Consider the following 18,640-nt stretch of genomic DNA (forward strand, 5'->3'; position numbering starts at 1 on the left):
GGGTCCCCGCAGGGGCATTATCCCGGGGCCCTCACGCGGGCGTCACTCGGTTCCGAAGCCCAGGTCCTGGCCGGCGAGGTCCACGCGGATGCCCGTCTTCTCCACGCGGACGTCCCTGAGGGAGACGTCGCCGGACCGGGAGGGGATCTTGGGGAGCTGGAAGCCGAGGGAGAGCTCGTCGGCCAGCTGGGGGCGGGTCAGTTCGGAGAGGCCGGTCAGGAGGGCCGGGTCGAAGCCGAGGCGGCGCAGGAGTCCGGGGTGGTCCAGGGCCGCGTCGATGAGGTTGACGTCCATGAGCCGGTGCAGGAAGCGGGGGGTTCCGGTCAGCTCGTGGAGCTTCTCGTCGCTGTCCAGCGCGGTGCGTACCGCGTCCTTGGGGACGCCGAGGCGGTCGACCAGCGCGGGGACCTCGAACATGGCCTTGACCTTGCCGGTCTCCCGCTGGACGGCGCGCGCGGACTTCTCCGTGAGGTGCAGCCCGTCCCCCCGCTTGGTGCCGGGGCGGAAGGTGGCGAGGTCGCCGACGGTGAGCCGCATCCCGCCCACGCGCATGTCGACGCCCCGGTTCCCCGACCGGGCGAGCGTCGCGTCGGCGCGCACCCGCAGGTCGTGCCCCGCGACCGGGACGGTCCCCCGGGCCAGTACGTGCTGCGGCCCCGTGCCCGTGAAGGTGACCTGCGAGGCGCCCAGCTCGCGGTTGAGGTCGTCGAAGGACAGCAGGACCTCGCCGCGCACCCGGCCCACGTCGACGCCGCGGAAGGTGCTCGGCAGGTCGGCGTCGATCCGGATGTTCTCGGCCGTCGCGGAGACCTTCGCGAGGGAGACGCGGTCGGCGGCCACGTCCGGGACGGTCACCGTGACGGAGTCGAGCCGTTTGCGGGCCAGCTGCGTGACGAAGGGGAAGCCGCCGATGTCGACCTCGGGCGTGGCCTCCAGGTGCATCGTGTCCTTGAGTTTCTCCGCCGCCTCGTGCTCCGCGTAGAGCACGGCCCAGCGGTCACCGAGGGCCAGGAAGGCGAGCAGGGTGAGGACGGCGATGGACGCCTTGAGCGCGAAGGGCAGCCCGGCGAGGCGGAAGAAGCGCCTGCCGCGCCGGTGGTTGGGCGGCGCCCACGGCTCGTCCGGGTCGAAGCCCGCCTCGTGGCCGGGGGCGGCCCCGGTCCCGTCCTCGTAGCGCAGGACGTCGTCGAGCGGGTTGTCGGCCAGCCCCGCGAGTTCCTCGTACGGGTTCGTGTAGCGCGGCGCGTACGGCTCGTGGGACGGCTCGTACGGCTCGTGGGCTTCGGGAGACACGTGCGACGGGTGGGGGGTCGTCGCGTGGGCGGGGGTTCCGGGGGACGGCGGGGCTATGCGGTGGGGGGAACGCATCGTCGCAGTTGACCATACGTCCGGCCCCCAGCCGCAAGCTCCGCGCCCGCTAAGCGGGCATATGCGCGGGTTAGTTGACGCGCTTCTTACCGACGGGTCACACGGCCCTCCGCGCGAAGGGCCGCACGTGTGCCTACTTGACGACCGTGATGCGGTGCGCGGCCGGCGGGTCGATCGGGTCGGCGGCCGAGGAGTTGGCGGTCAGGTAGTCGTTGAACGCCTTCAGGTCGTCGCTGCCCACGAGCGGGTCGGTGCCCTGGGCGAGGGCGGCGAAGCCGTCGCCGCCGCCCGCGAGGAAGTTGTTCATCGCGACCCGGTAGACCGTGTCGGGGCCGATCGGCTCCCCGTTCAGCCGCACCGAGGCGGCCACGACGCGGTCGGCGCCGCTCTTCGTCAGGTCGAGCGTGTAGGTGAGGCCCTCGGAGACCTGGAGGATCTTCGGCGCGGCCTCGTTGGCGCCGCTGACCTGCTGCTGGAGCGCGGTGACGAGCTGTCGCCCGGTCAGGCTCACGAGGTTGACGGTGTTGCTGAACGGCTGGACGGTGAAGCCCTCCCCGTAGGTGACGACGCCGTCGCCCTCGGCGCCGCTCGCCTTGTACACGAGGTCGGCGCGCACCCCGCCCGGGTTCATCAGGGCCAGGGAGGTCTTCGGGTCGAGGCTCCGGCCGTGGGCGAGTTGCGCGTCGGCGATGAGGTCGCCGAGCGGCTGCTCGGGGCCCGTACCGCGCGGGACGTCCCCGCTGATCCAGCCGACCGGCTGGTTGGCGACCGGCGCGGCGAGCGTGTTCCAGCGGCTGATCAGCGAGGTCATGTCCGGCGCCTTGGGCTGGGTGCGGCTCACGACGTGGTTGGCGGAGGAGACCTTCGTACGGACGATGTCCCTGGTCTTCCTGTCGTACGTCAGCGTCGTGTCCGTGTAGAGCCGGCCGAAGGAGGAGGCCGAGGTGACCAGGCGGGGCTTGCCCGAGGGGTCGGGGATCGTGCACACGTAGGCGTTGTGGGTGTGGCCGGTGACGAGGGCGTCGACCTTGGGGCTGATGCCCTTGGCGATGTCCACGATGGGCCCGGAGACGCCGCCGCCCGCCGCCGGGGAGTCGCAGTCGTAGTTGTAGGCGCCGTTCGCGGGCAGCCCGCCCTCGTGGATGAGCGCCACGATCGACTTGACGCCCTGGCGGTCGAGTTCCTTCGCGTACTTGTTGATCGTCTCGACCTCGTCGTGGAACTTCAGGCCCTTGACGCCCTCGGCGGTGACGATGTTCGGCGTGCCTTCGAGGGTGACCCCGATGAAGCCGATCTTGACGTCGCCCTTCTTCCACACCGTGTACGGCTTGAGGAGGGGCTTGCCGGTCTTCTCCTTCGTCACGTTGGCGGCGAGGTAGGGGTAGTCGGCGCCGGGGAACTTCTTCCCCTTCTCGAAGCAGCCGTCGGTGGGGTGGCAGCCGCCGTTCTGGATGCGGGCGAGTTCGGTGGCGCCCTCGTCGAACTCGTGGTTGCCGACGCTCGTGACGTCGAGGCCGATCTTGTTCATCGCCTCGACGGTCGGCTCGTCGTGGAAGAGGCCGGAGAGCAGCGGGCTCGCCCCGATCAGGTCGCCGGCCGCCGCCGTGACGCTGTACTTCTCGCCCTCGCGCGCCGTGCGCAGGGAGGAGGCCAGGTACTCGACACCGCCCGCCGCGACGGACTTCGTGGTGTTGTCCGGCTGGATCTCGCTGACCGTGCCGGAGGAGCCGGACGGGGCCTCCAGGTTGCCGTGGAAGTCGTTGAAGGACAGCAGCTGGACGTCGACGGTCCTGTCCTTACCGCCGTGTCCGTGTCCGTGGTCCTGACCGTGGTGACCGGACGCGTGTCCGTGGCCGCCGGTCTGGGCGCTGGCCGGCATCGCGGCCGACAGCGCGCCCACCGTCGCCAGTCCCGCCGCGACGGCCAGCAGGCGCCGGGTACGGCGTCTCGGGTGAAGTGGTGTGGCTGACAAGTCGGTTCCCCTCGGTGATGGCCCGTCCCGCACGAGCTGAGCGTGCGCCAGAAGACAGGCGAGAAGCGGCATGCGCAGCGCAGCCTATGGTCAACGCGCGTAGCGCGACAGGGGGATACGGGTTACGAGCTGGTTGCCGAGGGGGGCCGCCGGTGGAACCCGCTCCGCGGGACCGCCGGTGGTGCCCGTCCAGGAGTCCGCCGGTGGAACCCGCCCAAGGGGGCCGCCGCCCCGCGGGCCTCACCGGGCTGCTCGACGGGCTGAAGGGGCCCGGCTTGTCCGCGGCCGACGGCGACGACGGCCTCGGGGACGCCGAGGCGGGCGGCCCTGCGATCGGCGTCCTCCTCGCCGGGAGCCGTGACGGGCGGCAGCCCGGTGCCCCCCGCGCGGCCGCGTGCGGCCACCGGCCGTCCGCTCCCGGTCCGGGCCCCCGAACGGCCGCGCGCCCCGCCGCCCTCCGCCGGGGACCTCACACGGGTGGCCGACGCGGTGCTGGGCACGGAGCCCACGAGCTGACCCGCGCGGCCCCTTTCCGTACCCTCGTGACCATGACCAGCGATGCCGTGACCACGCCGCCCCGTCGGATCGAGACCCTGGACGCCCTCAGCCCGCAGCAGGCCGGGGAGGTCGGTGAACTGCTGGCCGAGGCCGCCCGGCGGGACGGGCAGCAGGCCGTGTCCGAGCAGGGGCGGCTGCGCCTGCGGGGCGGGGCCAGGGAAGGGGTGCTGCACCTGCTGCTCAGCGCGGCGGACGGGACGCTCGCGGGGTACGCGCAGCTCGACGGGAGCGATCCGGTGGAGCCGCCCGCGGGGGAACTGGTCGTGCATCCGGCGCTACGGGCCCGGGGGCACGGGCGGGCGCTCGGCAAGGCGCTGCTCGCCGCGAGCGGGAAGCGGCTGCGGGTGTGGGCGCACGGCGGGCATCCGGCGGCCCGGCACCTCGCGCAGGTGCTCGGCCTCGCGCTCTTCCGCGAACTGCGGCAGATGCGGCGGCCGCTGGACCGGCTCGACCTGCCCGAGCCCGTACTGCCCGAGGGCGTCACCGTACGCGCCTTCGTGCCCGGCGAGGACGACGCGGACTGGCTCGCGGTGAACGCCGCCGCGTTCGCGCACCACCCCGAGCAGGGGAACCTGACGCGGCGCGACCTGGAGGACCGCATGGCCGAGCCCTGGTTCGACCCGAAGGGCTTCTTCCTCGCCGTGCGCGACGAGGGCACCGAGGACGCCGAACTGGTCGGCTTCCACTGGACCAAGGTGCACGCCGAGGAGGGGCTCGGCGAGGTGTACGTGGTCGGGGTGCGGCCCGGGGCGCAGGGCGGCGGGCTCGGCAAGGCGCTCACCACGATCGGGCTGCGGCACCTGGCGGCCCAGGGACTGCCGGCCGCGATGCTCTACGTCGACGCGGACAACACGGCGGCCGTCGCCGTCTACGAACGCCTCGGCTTCACCACGCACGAGACCGACCTCATGTACCGCACCGAGAGCTGACCGGGCCGCCGGACGGGGGCGGTCGCCCTCCGCCCCCGTCCGGAGCCCCGCGCGCAAACTGCGCGCCACGTGTCCGTAACCCGTCATTCAGCAAGGCACGGCAGGCTCGCGGAATGCAGCCCGCCGTGCCCGAGCCCCGTCCCAGCGGGGACCCCACCGCCGGACCGTCCCCCCACGGGCCCCGCCGCCTCGCCGCCTCCCTGCCGGGGGCCGCCGGGGAAGAGGGGCCGTTCGACGCGCCTGGAACGGGTTCCACGCGGAAGAATGACTTCATGACCCAGTCCAGCAGCAGCGCCTCGGTCCATCCCCGCTCCTCCGCCGGCCCGCTCGCCGCGCACCGGCCGACGGTGGTCCGCTCCGGGGACTCGGACCTGGAACCGGACCTCGACTCCGACCTCGACGTGTACGAGGACACCTCGGGCGGCGCGGAGCTGCCCGCCAACCGTTTCCTGGACCGGGAGCGCAGCTGGCTCGCCTTCAACGAGCGGGTCCTGGAACTGGCCGAGGACCCGCGCACCCCGCTGCTGGAGCGCGCCAACTTCCTCGCGATCTTCGCGAGCAACCTCGACGAGTTCTTCATGGTCCGCGTCGCCGGGCTCAAGCGGCGCATCGCGACCGGTGTCGCGACCCGCTCCGCCTCGGGGCTGCTGCCCCGCGAGGTGCTGGAGCTGATCTGGACCCGCTCGCGCGAACTCATGGCCCGGCACGCGGCCTGCTTCCAGCAGGACGTCCTGCCCGCGCTCGCCGACGAGGGCATCCACCTCGTGCGCTGGGCGGAGCTGACCGAGAAGGAGCAGGCGCGGCTGTTCACGCTGTTCCGCAACCAGATCTTCCCGGTGCTGACGCCGCTGGCCGTCGACCCCGCGCACCCCTTCCCGTACATCTCGGGGCTCTCGCTCAACCTCGCCGTCGTCGTGCGCAACCCCGTCAGCGGCCACCGGCACTTCGCGCGGGTCAAGGTCCCGCCGCTGCTCAGCCGCTTCCTGGAGGCCGCGCCCGACCGGTACGTGCCCATCGAGGACGTCATCGCCGCGCACCTGGAGGAGCTGTTCCCCGGCATGGAGGTGCTCGCGCACCACATGTTCCGGCTCACCAGGAACGAGGACCTGGAGGTCGAGGAGGACGACGCGGAGAACCTGCTCAAGGCGCTGGAGAAGGAACTCATGCGGCGCCGCTTCGGCCCGCCGGTGCGGCTGGAGGTCGAGGAGTCGATCGACCCGTACATCCTGGACCTGCTGGTGCGGGAGCTGAAGATCTCCGACGTCGAGGTCTACCCGCTGCCCGGTCCGCTCGACCTGACCGGGCTGTTCGGGATCTCCTCCCTGGAGCGGCCCGAGCTGAAGTACCCGAAGTTCATCGCGGGCACCCACCGCGACCTCGCCGAGGTCGAGTCGGCCTCCGCGCCCGACATCTTCGCCGCCGTACGCGAGCGGGACGTCCTGCTGCACCACCCCTACGACTCCTTCTCCACCTCCGTGCAGGCGTTCCTGGAGCAGGCGGCGGCCGACCCGGACGTCCTCGCGATCAAGCAGACGCTGTACCGCACCTCCGGCGACTCCCCGATAGTCGACGCCCTCATCGACGCCGCCGAGTCCGGCAAGCAGGTCCTCGTCCTCGTCGAGATCAAGGCCCGCTTCGACGAGCAGGCCAACATCAAGTGGGCGCGCAAGCTGGAGGAGTCCGGCTGCCACGTCGTGTACGGGCTGGTGGGCCTCAAGACGCACTGCAAGCTGTCGCTCGTGGTCCGCCAGGAGGGCGACACGCTGCGCCGCTACTCGCACGTCGGCACCGGCAACTACCACCCGAAGACCGCCAGGCTCTACGAGGACCTCGGTCTGCTCACCGCCGACCAGCAGGTCGGCGCCGACCTCTCCGACCTGTTCAACCGGCTCTCCGGCTACTCGCGGCGCGAGACCTACCGGCGGCTGCTCGTCGCCCCGAAGTCGCTGCGCGACGGGCTGATAGCGCGCATCGAGAAGGAGGTGGCGCACCACCGGGCCGGGCGGCCCGCGTACGTGCGCATCAAGGCCAACTCGATGGTCGACGAGGCGATCATCGACGCGTGCTACCGCGCCGCGATGGCCGGGGTGCCCGTCGACGTGTGGGTGCGCGGGATCTGCGCGCTGCGGCCCGGGGTGCCGGGCCTCTCGGAGAACATCCGGGTGCGTTCCGTCCTCGGCCGCTTCCTGGAGCACTCCCGGGTCTTCGCCTTCGGCAACGGCGGCGACACCGAGGTGTGGATCGGCAGCGCCGACATGATGCACCGCAACCTCGACCGCCGTATCGAGGCCCTCGTCCGGGTCTCCGACCCCGCCCACCGCGCTGCCCTCGGCCGGTTCCTGGAGACCGGCATGTCCGACACCACCGCCTCGTGGCACCTGGGCCCCGACGGCGAGTGGAACCGGCACGCCACCGACCAGGACGGGCAGCCGCTCCCCAATGTGCAGGAACTGCTCATCGACGCGCGGAGGCGCAGGCGTGGCACCACGACCACTTGACCCCCCCGTCCCGGGCGGGCCGGCCGCCGGTTACCTGCGGGAGCAGGCCACCGGGTTCCTGCGGGCGCTGCGCCTGCAACGGGAGAGCGGTACGGCCGCCCCGGACGCCGCCGAGGCGGCCCGCGCGCTGCGCCGCACGGCCCGCAGGATCGACGCGACCCTGCACACCTTCCGCCCGCTGTTCGACCCGGACTGGGCCGACACCCTGCGCACCGAACTCGGATGGCTCGCGGGCACCCTGGGCCGGGAAGGGGCCTACGCCGAACGCCTCGAACGGCTGCTGGGCGCCCTGCACCGCCTCTCGCAGACGAGCGCCCCCGCGCCCGTGCTGCCGCAGGCCCGGGGCGCGGCGGCCGTGCTGACCGCGCGGGGCGGGGGCGCGGCGGGAGCACTGTCGGTGGGGGCCGCGCGCGCCGGGGCGCTCCTGGAGCGGCAGCTCACCCTGGCCCGCAACCGGGCGCACTCGGCGGCGCTCGTCGCGCTCGGCTCCGGGCGCTTCCACGCCGTCGCCGACAGCGTCGCGGTCCTCGCGAGCGAGGTGCCGCTGCGGGCGGGCGCCGGGGCCGGGGACCCGGCGGCGCCGGGCCCGCTCGCCGAGCGGGCCGCCGAGCGGCTCGACGAGGCCGTCACCGCGCTGCCGCTGGGCCGCGCCGGGGTGCCGTACAACGCGCAGGCCCTCGTGCTCGGCGCGGAGGACACCGAGGCGCAGGACACGCCGTGGCTGCGGGCCCGGCAACTGCTGCGGCTGCGCCGGTACGCCGTCGAGGCGATGACCGGCGCGGACGATCCGGATCTGCGCGGCGCCGCGCAGGCCCTGGACCGGCACCGCGACGCCGCCGAGGCCGCCTCGGCCGCCGCCTCCGCCGCGCGCACCCCGAGGATCGCCCCGGCCACCGCGTACTCCCTCGGCGTCCTGCACGCCGACCAGCGCCACGAGGTCGAGGCCGCCCGGTACGCCTTCCACCGGGCCTGGCGGCGGGAGACGGCGTGGGCGCGGTGACCGGCACGGCCCGGCCGGAGCCGGCCGGGCCGGTGCGCGCGGCCGGCTGCGTCCTGTGGCGCCGGGCGGACGGCGCGGCGCGCGAGTTCTGCCTCGTGCACCGCCCGAAGTACGACGACTGGTCGCACCCCAAGGGCAAGCTGAAGCCCGGCGAGGACTACCTGGGCGCGGCGCTGCGCGAGGTCGCCGAGGAGACGGGCCGCGCCTGCCGCCCGGACCGCCCCCTGCCCACCGTGCGCTACCTCGCGCGCGGCCGCCCCAAGGTGGTCGCCTACTGGGTGGCCGAGGCGCTGTCCGGCACGTTCGAGTCCGGCGACGAGGTGGACGAGATCCGCTGGCTGCCCGCCGCGCGGGCCGGAGAACTGCTCACCGAGTACCGGGACCGGATGCTGCTGGAGGCGGCGGTACGGGAACTCTCGGCGCTGGAGCGGGGCGGCTTCCTCGCCTGAGACGGGGCGCGCCCCGTCACCGTTTCCCTACGGCGACCCCCTCCTGTAGCCGGCCGCCCGTACGCCTGTGCCGGGGCGTTCGGCTCGCGCCGGACGGCGGGTGGGCCGAGGCTGAGGGGTGGGGCCGGAGCGCGGCCCGCGAAACGGAGGACGGCGATGAAGCTAGAGGACGGACTGCCCACCGACCGCAAACTGGCCGGGGTCTACCGCTGGGGCGCGGCGGGGTGCGGGCTGCTGCTCGTCGTGTTCGGCTGCCTGGGGCTCGCCGACCAGCTCAGCCCCTTCGACACGAGCGGCCAGGAGATCGCCGGGCTGTCGACCAACGGGGTGCTCAGCGTGCTCTCGCTGGTCTTCGGCTCGGTCCTCGCGGTCGCCGCCGTCATCGGCGGGAACATCGCCTCGACGGTGAACATGGTCGTCGGCGCGCTGTTCGTGCTCAGCGGCTTCGCGCACGTCTTCGTCCTGGACCGGGCGGCCAACATCCTCGACTTCCGGATGAGCAACGTCATCTTCAGCTTCGTGATGGGCCTGCTGATCCTGTGCTGCGGGATGTACGGCCGGGTCTCGGGCCGCCTCCCGCACGACAACCCGTACTGGCGGGCCCGCCACCCCGAGCAGGCCACCGACGAGGACGAGGACCGGGGCCCGCACGCGCACGACCTGCTCTCGGGCGAGGACCTCGCCGCCGACATCGACCGCGAACAGGAACGCGCCGCGCTCGCCTCGGCCCCGGACGCCCGCCGGAGCGCGGGGCGGCGCTGACGGCCACGGCCCGGCCCCGGTCAGCCCTCCGCCTGCCCGGCGGCCGGCGCCCCGTCCGGGGCCTCGGCGGGCGGCGGGGCCGGCGCCCCCGGCAGCCGTACGGTCGCAACGGTGCCGCCCCCCTCGGCCGCCGCGAGGTCCACCGTGCCGCCCATGCCGCGTACGGTGCGGGCGACGATGGACAGGCCGAGGCCCGAGCCGGGCAGGGCGCGGGCCCGCGGGGAGCGCCAGAAGCGGTCGAAGACGTACGGCAGGTCCCCGGCCGGGATGCCGGGGCCGTGGTCGCGCACCGTCAGCGCGCCGTCCGTCAGCCGCACCTCGACCGTGCCGCCCTCGGGGCTGAACTTGACCGCGTTGTCGAGGACGTTGACGACGGCGCGTTCCAGCGCGGGCCGCTGCCCGCGCACGTACCAGGGGGAGAGGGCGGAGTCGATCGTGAGGTGCGGCCCGCGCAGCCTGGCCCGTTTGAGCGCCGTCTCGGCGACCTCGTGCAGGCCGACGATCTCCAGCGGCCCGTGCTGGCCCGCGTCCGGCCGGGACAGTTCCTGGAGGTCCCCGATGAGCAGCGCGAGTTCCGTCATCTGCGCCTTGACCGACTCCAGGAGTTCCCTGCGGTCCTCCGGGGGGATCGCCCGGCCCGTCTGCTCGCTGCGTACGAGCAGTTCGACGTTGGTGCGCAGGGAGGTGAGCGGGGTGCGCAGTTCGTGGCCCGCGTCCGCGATGAGCTGCTGCTGGAGTTCGCGGGAGGAGGCGAGGGAGGCGGTCATGCTGTTGAAGGACAGCGAGAGGCGCGCGATCTCGTCGTCGCCCGCGACCGGGATACGGGTCGTCAGGTCGTCGGTGCGCGCGATGTGCTCGGCGGCCCGCGTCAGGTCGTTGACCGGCCGCAGCCCGGTGCGCGCGACCCAGACACCGGCCCCGCCCGCGCCGAGGACCCCGATGCCGGAGACGAGGAGCAGGATGAGGGCGAGTTCGTTGAGGGTGGAGCGGGTGTCGGAGAGGGGGTAGGCGATGAGCATGGCCACGTTCGACCGCACGCCGTTGCCGGTGATCGCCGTCGTCAGGACGCGGACGCTCGTCCCGTCCGCCGTGGTCCCGTCGCGGAAGCCGTAGCCCGTGCCCTCCTCGGCGATGCGCCGGTCGCTCCGGGCGGTCTTCACCGTGCCCGCCGAGTCGGCGTACACGCACGCCGCTCCGTCCGCGCGCACGATCTCCACGTAGTACGGCTGCGGGGCTTGCGGACCGTCCTGCGGCTGCGGCGAGGACGGGCACTGCTCGATGACCTTGACGAGGCTCGGCAGCGACACGTCGGGCACCTTGTGCCTGAGGTCCGAGTCGATCTCGCCGTACAGCTTCCCCTGCACGATGAACCAGCAGGCCACCGAGACCGCCGCGACCGCGATCGCCACCGCCGCCGCCGTCAGCAGGCCGAGCCGGGAGCGCAGGGACAGGCTGCTGAAGCGGCGGATCACTCGGCCCCGCCCGTGCGCAGCACGTAGCCCACCCCGCGCACCGTGTGCACGAGGCGCGGTTCGCCGCCCGCCTCCGTCTTGCGGCGCAGGTACATCACGTACACGTCCAGGGAGTTGGAGCTCGGCTCGAAGTCGAAGCCCCACACGGCCTTGAGGATCTGCTCGCGGGTGAGGACCTGCCGGGGGTGGGCGAGGAACATCTCCAGCAGCGTGAACTCGGTGCGGGTCAGCTCGACGGGGCGCTCGCCGCGCGTCACCTCGCGGGTCGCGAGGTTCATCCGCAGGTCGGCGAAGGACAGCACCTCGTCGGCGTCGGCCGCGTCCCGGGCCGCCGCGTAGGCGCTGCGCCGCAGCAGCGCCCGGATGCGGGCGAACAGCTCGTCGAGTTCGAAGGGCTTGACGAGGTAGTCGTCGGCGCCCGCGTCCAGGCCGGTGACCCGGTCGCCGACGGTGTCGCGGGCGGTCAGCATGAGGACCGGCGTGGTCGAACCGGCCGCGCGCAGCCTGCGCGCGGCGGTCAGCCCGTCCATGCCGGGCATCTGGATGTCCAGGACGAGGAGGTCGGGCCGGTAGCTCCCGGCCTTGGCCAGCGCCTCGTGGCCGTCGACCGCGACCTCCGCGTCGTACCCCTCGAAGGCGAGGCTGCGGCGCAGCGCCTCCCGTACGGCGGGGTCGTCGTCCACGACGAGAATCCGCTGCTGATGCTGCTCGCGCTCGCCTTCGGCGGGGCTCATGACACTCGCTCCTCGCAGGTCCCGTACCTGTTCCGCGCCGCCCGGACCGTCCGCCGCGAGCGGCGCGCGGTCCGGGCACGTTGACGGGTCCAAGCCTCGCACGGGGAGCGCCCGGCCCCGCCGTCCCGGCCCGCTCAGTCCTGGGCGCCGGAGCGCAGGTGGTCCAGGTCCGCCTTCACCGTGTTGACGGGGATGGCGAAGCCCAGGCCCACGCTGCCGGCGTCCGAGGAGGAGGACTGCGCGGAACCCGACGAGTACATCGCCGAGTTGATGCCGACGATCGCGCCGTTCATGTCGATGAGCGCGCCGCCGGAGTTGCCCGGGTTGAGGGAGGCGTCCGTCTGGATCGCCTTGTACGTCGTGGTGGAGGAGCCGGTGTCGCCGTTGAACTGCTCGCCGCCGAAGGAGAACGGCCACTCGTTCCCGTCGTCCGACCCGCCGCCGAAGCCGCCCCGGCCCTGCTGCTGCTGCTGTTGCTGCTGCTGCGAGTCCTGGCCGCCCTCCTTCGCGACGGTCACGTCCCGGTCGAGCGCCGAGACGATACCGCTGGTCACGGTGCCGCTCAGGCCCTCGGGGGAGCCGATCGCGACGACCTCGTCACCGACCTTGAGGTGGTCGGAGTCGCCGAGGGTCGCCGCCTTCAGCCCCGAGGCTCCCTGGAGCTTGATCAGGGCGAGGTCCTTGCCGCTGTCGGTGCCGACGGTCTTCGCGGTGTACGACTTGCCGCTCGACAGCGTCACCTTGATCTGCCGGGCGCCCGAGATCACGTGGTTGTTGGTGACGATCTCGCCGCCGGAGGTGATGACGACACCCGCGCCCGTCGACTGCCCCGCGTCCGAACTGGCGCTGATCTCCACGATGGCCGGGCTCACGGCCTGCGCGACACCCGCGACGGTGCCCCTGCTGCCGGCCGCGACCTGGGTGCCCGCGACCGGAGCGCTCGCCGACTCGCTGTGCCCGCCGGTCAGCTGCTGGATGCCGTACGAGGTCCCGCCGCCCACCACCGCCGCCGCGACCGCGACCGCCGCGAGCAGCCCCGCGGGCCCGCCCAGCCGCCGCCTGCGGCGCGGAGCGGGGGCGGGCGCCGCGCCCGTCCCGTCGGCGTGGGCGTAGGGGGCGTACGGGTCCCGCGCGGTGGCCTGCCCGGCGGTGGCGTACGGGTCCTGGGCCCGCCCGGCGTCGGTGTACGGGGGCTGCGCGGGCGGCGGCGGGTAGCCGGCGCCGTCGAACGCGGAGGAGGACTGCGGCTGCGGGGTTCCGCCCTCGTGGCGGTGGCTCTCGGTCATGCACTCAGCGTGTCCGCCGAGCATGAGAGTCCCCTGAGACCGTCCTGAGAAGCCCGGCAGAACCTTGTTTGCCCGGTATAAGGACGCGAGAGGCCCCGGCTGGGGGGACGGGCGGCCGCCGCGTTCAGGCGCAGCCGCAGGACCGGCGGACGACGAGCCGGGAGGGGAACACCCGCAGCCGTTCACGGCGCGAGCCCGCGACGCGCAGCGCGTCGTCCAGGACGAGGTCGACGGCGGCCCGCGCCATCGCCGTACGGTCGGAGGCGACCGTGGTCAGCGGCGGATCGGTGAGCGCCGCCTCCTTGACGTCGTCGAAGCCCGCCACGGCCAGCTCCCCGGGGACGTCGATGCGCAGCTCGCGCGCCGCCCGCAGGATGCCGATGGCCTGGTCGTCGGTCGCGCACACGATGGCCGGCGGACGGCTGGGCCCGGCCAGCAGCGTCAGGCCCACCCGGTAGGCGTCGTACCGGTTGTACGGGCTCTGGAACAGGCGGTTCGCGGTGGACAGGCCCGCCTCCGACATCGCCCGGCGCCAGCCCTCGATGTGGTCGGACACCGGGTCGCCCTCGGCCGGGGTCTCCTCCGTACCGCCCAGGCAGGCCACGTACGGCACGCCGTGCTCCAGGAGGTGGCGGGTCGCGAGCTGCGCGCCGCCCACGTCGTCGGTGACCACCGCGACGTCGTCGATGGGGGAGGGGCGGCGGTGCAGCAGGACGACGCGGGCGTCCCACACGTCGATCTCGGCGGCGGCCGTCTCGCTCGGGCCCTGGCTCACCAGGATCAGCCCGGAGACCCGCATCCCGAGGAAGGCCCGCAGGTAGTGCACCTCGCGCTCGTCGAGGTAGTCGGAGTTGCCGACCAGGACCATCTGGCCGCGTTCGGCGGCGGCCTGTTCGACGGCGTGCGCCATCTCCGCGAAGAAGGGCTGCCGCGCGTCGGGGACGATCAGTCCTATGAGATCGGTGCGGCGCGAGGCCATCGCCTGCGCCACCCGGTCGGGCCGGTAGCCCAGCTCCTTGATGGCGGCGAGGACACGCTCGCGCGTGGCCGGGGCGACCGGCCGGGGTCCGTTGTTGATGACGTAGCTCACGACGGCGGTCGAAGTCCCCGCCAGCCGCGCCACGTCGTCCCTCGTCACCTTGGCCACGCCGGGCAGTCTACGCGGGATGAACAGCCGTCCCACGGGCCGAGACGGGCCCCTCCCGGGCGGGGTCGCGGGCCCCGCGCGCGGCGGTCCCTCCCGCGCCGGAGGCCGGTGGCCGGCCGGCGCGGGACGGACCTCCCGCTCAGCTCTCCGAAGCCGCGGTGACCTCGGTCTTCGCCGGAGTCCCGGCGGACTCGCCGACCGCGTCGGCCGTGCTCGTCCCGCCGCTTCCCGCGCCTCGCGCCTCCGCCTTCTCGCCGCGCTCGCGCTCCGGCTTCTCCGGGGTCACGAAGCGGTAGCCCACGTTCCGGACGGTCCCGATCAGGGACTCGTGCTCGGGACCGAGCTTCGCGCGCAGCCGCCGCACGTGGACGTCCACGGTGCGGGTGCCGCCGAAGTAGTCGTAGCCCCACACCTCCTGGAGGAGCTGGGCGCGGGTGAAGACCCGGCCCGGGTGCTGCGCGAGGTACTTGAGCAGCTCGAACTCCTTGAAGGTCAGGTCCAGGACCCGGCCCTTGAGCTTCGCGCTGTAGGTCGCCTCGTCCACGGAGAGGTCGCCGTTGCGGATCTCCATGGGGCTGTCGTCGGCGGTGATCTGCTGGCGGCCCATCGCGAGCCGCAGCCGCGCCTCGACCTCGGCGGGGCCCGCCGTGTCGAGCAGCACGTCGTCGATGCCCCAGTCGGCGGTGACGGCCGCGAGACCGCCCTCGGTGACGACCAGGACCAGCGGACAGCCCGGCCCGGTGGAGCGCAGCAGCTGACACAGGGACCTGACCTGCGGCAGGTCACGACGGCCGTCGACCAGGATCACGTCGGCGCCCGGGGTGTCCACCAGCGCGGGCCCCTCGGCCGGCGCGACCCGGACGTTGTGCAGCAGCAGACCGAGCGCCGGAAGCACCTCCGTGGACGGCTGGAGGGCGTTGGTCAGAAGCAGCAGGGAACTCATCGGGGCTCACCTGCCTTCCGTACGGGGGCCGGCCGGCTGGGATGGTGGTGCTCGTCTCGCTCGCCCATCACGTGGTTCCTCCTCGGTACCGATGGGTTCCCCCGGCCCGCGGGCCGGAGGAGATGCGGCACTACTTCGTACGTGGAAGCCGGGCGCACCCCGCGTCCCGGAGGTGCGCCGCGCACTCCGCCGCCTGGTAGACGCCGGGAGGACCCGGTCGTATACAACGCGCCGGAAAGCACGAAAGGACCCGGGGGCTTCGCTGCCCAGGTCCTCTGCCGAGCAGAATAGCCCACATGAGTTCTCCTCCGGCAGACTCGAACGCCATCCCTCAAGTCACCGACGGTTCCCGCACGGCTACCCGGGGGCGCGCCGGGGCCCTGCTGCGCACGGACGACGGGGTGCGGATCGAGGCCGCCTACGAGCCTGGTCCGGGGCCGGTCGGCGGGCCGGTGATCGTCCTCGCGCACGGCTTCACGGGCGATCTGGAACGTCCGCACGTGCGCCGCGCGGCCCGGGTCTTCGCCCGGTACGCGGCGGTCGTGACCTTCTCCTTCCGGGGCCACGGACGCTCCGGGGGCCGCTCCACGGTCGGCGACCGGGAGGTGCTCGACCTGGCGGCCGCCGTCACCTGGGCGCGGTCCCTCGGACACAGCCGCGTGATCACCGTGGGCTTCTCGATGGGCGGCTCCGTCGTCCTGCGGCACGCCGCCCTGCACGGCGCGGCGGCCGGTGAGACACCCGCCCCCGCGCCCGGCGTGGCGGCCGGACCGGCGGGGGAGGCGGACGGGGGGCGCACGGAAGCGCGAACCGGGGCGCCCGGTACCGCCGACCGGGTGAGCGGAGAGCAGGAGCGGGAGCGGGAGCGGCAGGGGAAGCGGGAGGAGGCGGGGCCGGGAGAGGGAGCGGGTGCCCCGGAGACCGCCGGGCCCGAGGCGCCCGGGGGCGACCGTCCCGAGGGGCCGGCCGTCGACGGTCCCGGGGCCCGGACCGTGTCCGTCTCGGTGGCCAGGACCGACGCGGTCGTCGCCGTCAGCTCCCCGGCCCGGTGGTACTACCGGGGCACGGCCCCGATGCGGCGGCTGCACTGGCTCGTGACCCGTCCGCTGGGCCGCGTCGTGGGCCGGGTCGGGCTGCGCACCCGTATCCACGACCGCGACTGGGACCCGGTGCCGCTGTCGCCGACGGCCGCCGTCCCGCTCATCGCGCCGACCCCGCTGCTGCTCGTGCACGGGGAGCGCGACCCGTACTTCCCGGTGGACCACCCCCGGATGCTGGCCGCCGCCTCGGACGGCCACGCGGAACTGTGGCTCGAACCCGGCATGGGCCACGCCGAGCACGCCGCGGACGACGCGCTGCTGGAGCGGATCGCGCGCTGGGCGCGGGACGCCGTCCCGGACCGCCGGGCCCGGGGCTGAGCCGCCGTCCGGCCCCGCCCGTTACGGGGCCCGGCCGGGCAGGCGCCATGATGGGTGCGGCACGTACGAGCGTGCCGACGTGTAGGACGTACCTGATCTGAGCGGCCGGCCCACGGGCACGGCGCTCGCCGAAGCCGTAGGAAGCGGAAGGGAGCGACCCGTGGCAGTGGGCACCGTGCGGTACTGGGCCGCGGCGAAGGCCGCCGCCGGAGTCGCCGAGGAGCCGTACGACGCGCGGACCCTGGCCGAGGCGCTCGCGGAGGCCCGCGAACGCCATCCCGGTGAGCTGTCCCGCGTCCTCGTGCGCTGCTCGTTCCTGATCGACGGGGACCCGGTGGGCGGCCGGCGGCATGAGACGGTACGGCTGGCCGAGGGCGGCACGGTCGAGGTGCTCCCGCCGTTCGCAGGAGGGTGAACCCCCAACCATGAGCAATCAGCCCCACGATCCGTACGGGCGGCAGCGGCCGCCTGAGCAGGAGTGGCCCACCGGTCAGCAGGAGTGGCCGACGGGACAGCCGCAGTGGCCGAACGGTGAGCAGCACGGCGCGACGCGGGACGAGTCGCAGCTCACCCAGACCTGGCAGACCCAGACCTGGGAGACCCGCTTCCAGCCGCCGGTCAACGCGGCCGAGGAGACGGCCTACCTGCCCAAGCCCCCCGCCGCGCATCCGGCGGCCCCGGGCGGCCCCGCGACCCCGCCGCCCGCGCCGGGGCAGAACGGGGGCGTGACCGGACAGCAGCCCCACGGCGGCGGCTACGGGTACGGCGAGGCGCACGGGACCTACGGGGACCAGGGGGCCCACGGGACCCAGGGGGCCCAGGCGACCCACGGGGCCCACGGGACCCACGGGACCCACGGGGCACCCGCCCATCCGCAGCCCGCCCACCCGCAGCCCTCGTACGGCGGCACCCCGCCGGCTCCCTCCCAGCCGCAGCCCCCGTACGGCACCCCGCAGACGTACGGCGGGGGGCCGGGGACGGGCGCGGGTACGGGAGCGCACCGGGCGCCCCAGCCGCCACTCCAGCCCCAGCCGCCCGCGTACTCCCACGGATACCCGGGGAACGCCGAGCCGCTGGGCGCCCCGGGGCCGGGGCCTGCGCCGGTCCCCGCCGCGTCCGTGCCTCCGGCCGCCGCCTCCACCGCCGCCCCCGAGCCCGGGTTCGGCCCGCCCACGCTGACCGGGAACGCCCGGGTCACCGATGCCCAGCGGGCCCGCGCGGAGGGGCGTTCGCCGATCATCGAGCCCGGTGTCCAGCCGGCCGGGCTGACCGCCGTGCTCGCGCTGCTGATGTGCGGGGGCGCGGCCCTCGGGCAGTACGCGCTGCTGGTCCCGCTCGTGCTGCTCCAGGCGGTCACGGCGGCCGGCTGGTTCCGGCTCAACGGCATGTGGCCGGCCCGGCAGGGCATCGCGCTCGCCTTCCTCGGCGGGTTCGTCGCGGACCTCGCGCTCCTCGCGGCCGGCCGGGACAACGGGCCGGCGGCGATCCTCGGCAGCCTCGGCGTATGGGTCCTGCTGAGCGTCACCCTGCAACTGCGCAGCCACGCCTCCCCGGACGAGCGGCTGTACGGGCTGACCGCGACGATCGTGTCGGCGGCCCTCGCGATCCTCGCGGCCGGGCACCTCGCGGCCCCGCCCCACGCCGTCGAGGCGGGAGGGGTCGCGGTGGCCCTCGCGGTCCTCGTCCGGGCGCTGCCGCTGCCCACCGCCGCGTCCGTGGCCGTGGCGCTGATCGCCGCGGCCGGGGCCGGCGCCCTGCTCGGCTCGCTGAACGGCCTCGGTTCCGGCGGGGCGCTCGTGGGCCTCGGCGCGGGGCTGTGCGCGGTGATCGGCCACCGGGTCGCGAGCTACGACTACCCCTCGCGCTTCGTCCACATGACGGCGGGCGTGGCGCTGCCCCTCGCGGCCGCCGCCCCCGCCGTGTACCTGCTGGGCCGCCTCGTCGGCTGACGGCGGCTGACGGGGGGCGGACAGGGGGAACGGGCAGGCGGGAGCGGGACAGAGGTACGGGCACACGGCCGGTGCCGGGGCGCGCGGAACGCCCCGGCACCGGCCGGACTCCGGTACCGCCGCGGTTCTGTACCGGCCCCTCCCGGCCCCCGCGC

General features: G+C 74.4%; 15 protein-coding genes. 8 read left to right on the forward strand and 7 right to left on the reverse strand.

The window, feature by feature from the left end:
• Positions 1-42: 42 nt before the first annotated feature.
• Together ACFYMP_RS05780 and ACFYMP_RS05785 are read right to left on the reverse strand one after the other, a co-directional pair.
• Positions 43-1,368, reverse strand: coding sequence for a DUF2993 domain-containing protein (locus ACFYMP_RS05780; protein ID WP_388851101.1), 1,326 nt, complete (start codon positions 1,366-1,368; stop codon positions 43-45).
• 133 nt (positions 1,369-1,501) lie between these two features.
• Positions 1,502-3,340 carry a bifunctional metallophosphatase/5'-nucleotidase gene (locus tag ACFYMP_RS05785; protein WP_388851104.1) on the reverse strand — a complete coding sequence of 613 codons (1,839 nt, stop codon included), beginning with the start codon at positions 3,338-3,340 and terminating at the stop codon, positions 1,502-1,504.
• A gap of 548 nt (positions 3,341-3,888) precedes the next feature.
• On the opposite strand from ACFYMP_RS05785, the gene mshD reads away from it, so the two are divergent.
• The 5 genes from mshD to ACFYMP_RS05810 all read left to right on the forward strand — a co-directional run bounded on the left by mshD (position 3,889) and on the right by ACFYMP_RS05810 (position 9,536).
• Positions 3,889-4,827, forward strand: a complete 939-nt coding sequence (gene mshD / locus ACFYMP_RS05790) for a mycothiol synthase (RefSeq protein WP_388851107.1) — start codon at positions 3,889-3,891, stop codon at positions 4,825-4,827.
• 272 nt (positions 4,828-5,099) lie between these two features.
• Positions 5,100-7,325, forward strand: a complete 2,226-nt coding sequence (locus ACFYMP_RS05795) for an RNA degradosome polyphosphate kinase (RefSeq protein ID WP_388851109.1) — start codon at positions 5,100-5,102, stop codon at positions 7,323-7,325.
• Positions 7,306-8,325, forward strand: a complete 1,020-nt coding sequence (locus ACFYMP_RS05800) for a CHAD domain-containing protein (RefSeq protein WP_388851112.1) — start codon at positions 7,306-7,308, stop codon at positions 8,323-8,325. The genes ACFYMP_RS05795 and ACFYMP_RS05800 overlap by 20 nt, the downstream gene beginning before the upstream one ends.
• Positions 8,313-8,774, forward strand: a complete 462-nt coding sequence (locus ACFYMP_RS05805; RefSeq protein WP_388851115.1) for an NUDIX hydrolase — start codon at positions 8,313-8,315, stop codon at positions 8,772-8,774. The genes ACFYMP_RS05800 and ACFYMP_RS05805 overlap by 13 nt, the downstream gene beginning before the upstream one ends.
• 156 nt (positions 8,775-8,930) lie before the next feature.
• Positions 8,931-9,536, forward strand: coding sequence for a DUF4383 domain-containing protein (locus tag ACFYMP_RS05810; protein WP_388851117.1), 606 nt, complete (start codon positions 8,931-8,933; stop codon positions 9,534-9,536).
• Positions 9,537-9,556: 20 nt separating this feature from the next.
• Here the strand turns inward: ACFYMP_RS05810 and ACFYMP_RS05815 are convergent, their stop codons facing one another.
• The 5 genes from ACFYMP_RS05815 to ACFYMP_RS05835 form a co-directional block, all read right to left on the reverse strand.
• Positions 9,557-11,008 carry an ATP-binding protein gene (locus ACFYMP_RS05815; protein WP_388851120.1) on the reverse strand — a complete coding sequence of 484 codons (1,452 nt, stop codon included), beginning with the start codon at positions 11,006-11,008 and terminating at the stop codon, positions 9,557-9,559.
• Entirely contained in the window at positions 11,005-11,742 is a 738-nt protein-coding gene (locus ACFYMP_RS05820) for a response regulator transcription factor (RefSeq protein WP_388851123.1), read from the reverse strand. Before ACFYMP_RS05820 ends, ACFYMP_RS05815 begins: the two co-directional genes overlap by 4 nt.
• 134 nt (positions 11,743-11,876) lie before the next feature.
• Complete coding sequence (locus ACFYMP_RS05825; RefSeq protein WP_388851126.1) at positions 11,877-13,028, reverse strand: S1C family serine protease; 1,152 nt, start codon at positions 13,026-13,028, stop codon at positions 11,877-11,879.
• Between the two features lie 124 nt (positions 13,029-13,152).
• A complete protein-coding gene (locus tag ACFYMP_RS05830) occupies positions 13,153-14,175 on the reverse strand; it encodes a LacI family DNA-binding transcriptional regulator (RefSeq protein ID WP_388851129.1) in 1,023 nt (340 codons plus the stop codon).
• Positions 14,176-14,314: 139 nt separating this feature from the next.
• A complete protein-coding gene (locus ACFYMP_RS05835) occupies positions 14,315-15,118 on the reverse strand; it encodes a response regulator transcription factor (protein WP_388851132.1) in 804 nt (267 codons plus the stop codon).
• A gap of 296 nt (positions 15,119-15,414) precedes the next feature.
• Here ACFYMP_RS05835 and ACFYMP_RS05840 point away from each other — a divergent pair, with 296 nt between their 5' ends.
• The 3 genes from ACFYMP_RS05840 (at position 15,415) to ACFYMP_RS05850 (ending at position 18,485) form a co-directional block, all read left to right on the forward strand.
• Positions 15,415-16,536: an alpha/beta fold hydrolase gene (locus ACFYMP_RS05840; protein ID WP_388851135.1), complete on the forward strand. Its 1,122-nt coding sequence runs from the start codon at positions 15,415-15,417 to the stop codon at positions 16,534-16,536.
• Between the two features lie 160 nt (positions 16,537-16,696).
• Entirely contained in the window at positions 16,697-16,951 is a 255-nt protein-coding gene (locus tag ACFYMP_RS05845; protein ID WP_363144141.1) for a MoaD/ThiS family protein, read from the forward strand.
• Between the two features lie 10 nt (positions 16,952-16,961).
• Positions 16,962-18,485, forward strand: a complete 1,524-nt coding sequence (locus ACFYMP_RS05850; RefSeq protein WP_388851138.1) for a hypothetical protein — start codon at positions 16,962-16,964, stop codon at positions 18,483-18,485.
• Positions 18,486-18,640: the final 155 nt, after the last annotated feature.

The sequence above is a fragment of the Streptomyces sp. NPDC007088 genome (assembly GCF_042869355.1).
Lineage (GTDB): Bacteria > Actinomycetota > Actinomycetes > Streptomycetales > Streptomycetaceae > Streptomyces.

Bases quoted from the DNA above. Each gene is read 5' to 3' on its own strand.
- mshD (WP_388851107.1), top strand. From the start codon at position 3,889: ATGACCAGCGATGCCGTGACCACGCCGCCCCGTCGGATCGAGACCCTG.
- ACFYMP_RS05810 (WP_388851117.1), top strand. From the start codon at position 8,931: ATGAAGCTAGAGGACGGACTGCCCACCGACCGCAAACTGGCCGGGGTC.
- ACFYMP_RS05795 (WP_388851109.1), top strand. From the start codon at position 5,100: ATGACCCAGTCCAGCAGCAGCGCCTCGGTCCATCCCCGCTCCTCCGCC.
- ACFYMP_RS05820 (WP_388851123.1), bottom strand. From the start codon at position 11,742: ATGAGCCCCGCCGAAGGCGAGCGCGAGCAGCATCAGCAGCGGATTCTC.
- ACFYMP_RS05835 (WP_388851132.1), bottom strand. From the start codon at position 15,118: ATGAGTTCCCTGCTGCTTCTGACCAACGCCCTCCAGCCGTCCACGGAG.
- ACFYMP_RS05840 (WP_388851135.1), top strand. From the start codon at position 15,415: ATGAGTTCTCCTCCGGCAGACTCGAACGCCATCCCTCAAGTCACCGAC.
- ACFYMP_RS05780 (WP_388851101.1), bottom strand. From the start codon at position 1,368: ATGCGTTCCCCCCACCGCATAGCCCCGCCGTCCCCCGGAACCCCCGCC.
- ACFYMP_RS05825 (WP_388851126.1), bottom strand. From the start codon at position 13,028: ATGACCGAGAGCCACCGCCACGAGGGCGGAACCCCGCAGCCGCAGTCC.
- ACFYMP_RS05850 (WP_388851138.1), top strand. From the start codon at position 16,962: ATGAGCAATCAGCCCCACGATCCGTACGGGCGGCAGCGGCCGCCTGAG.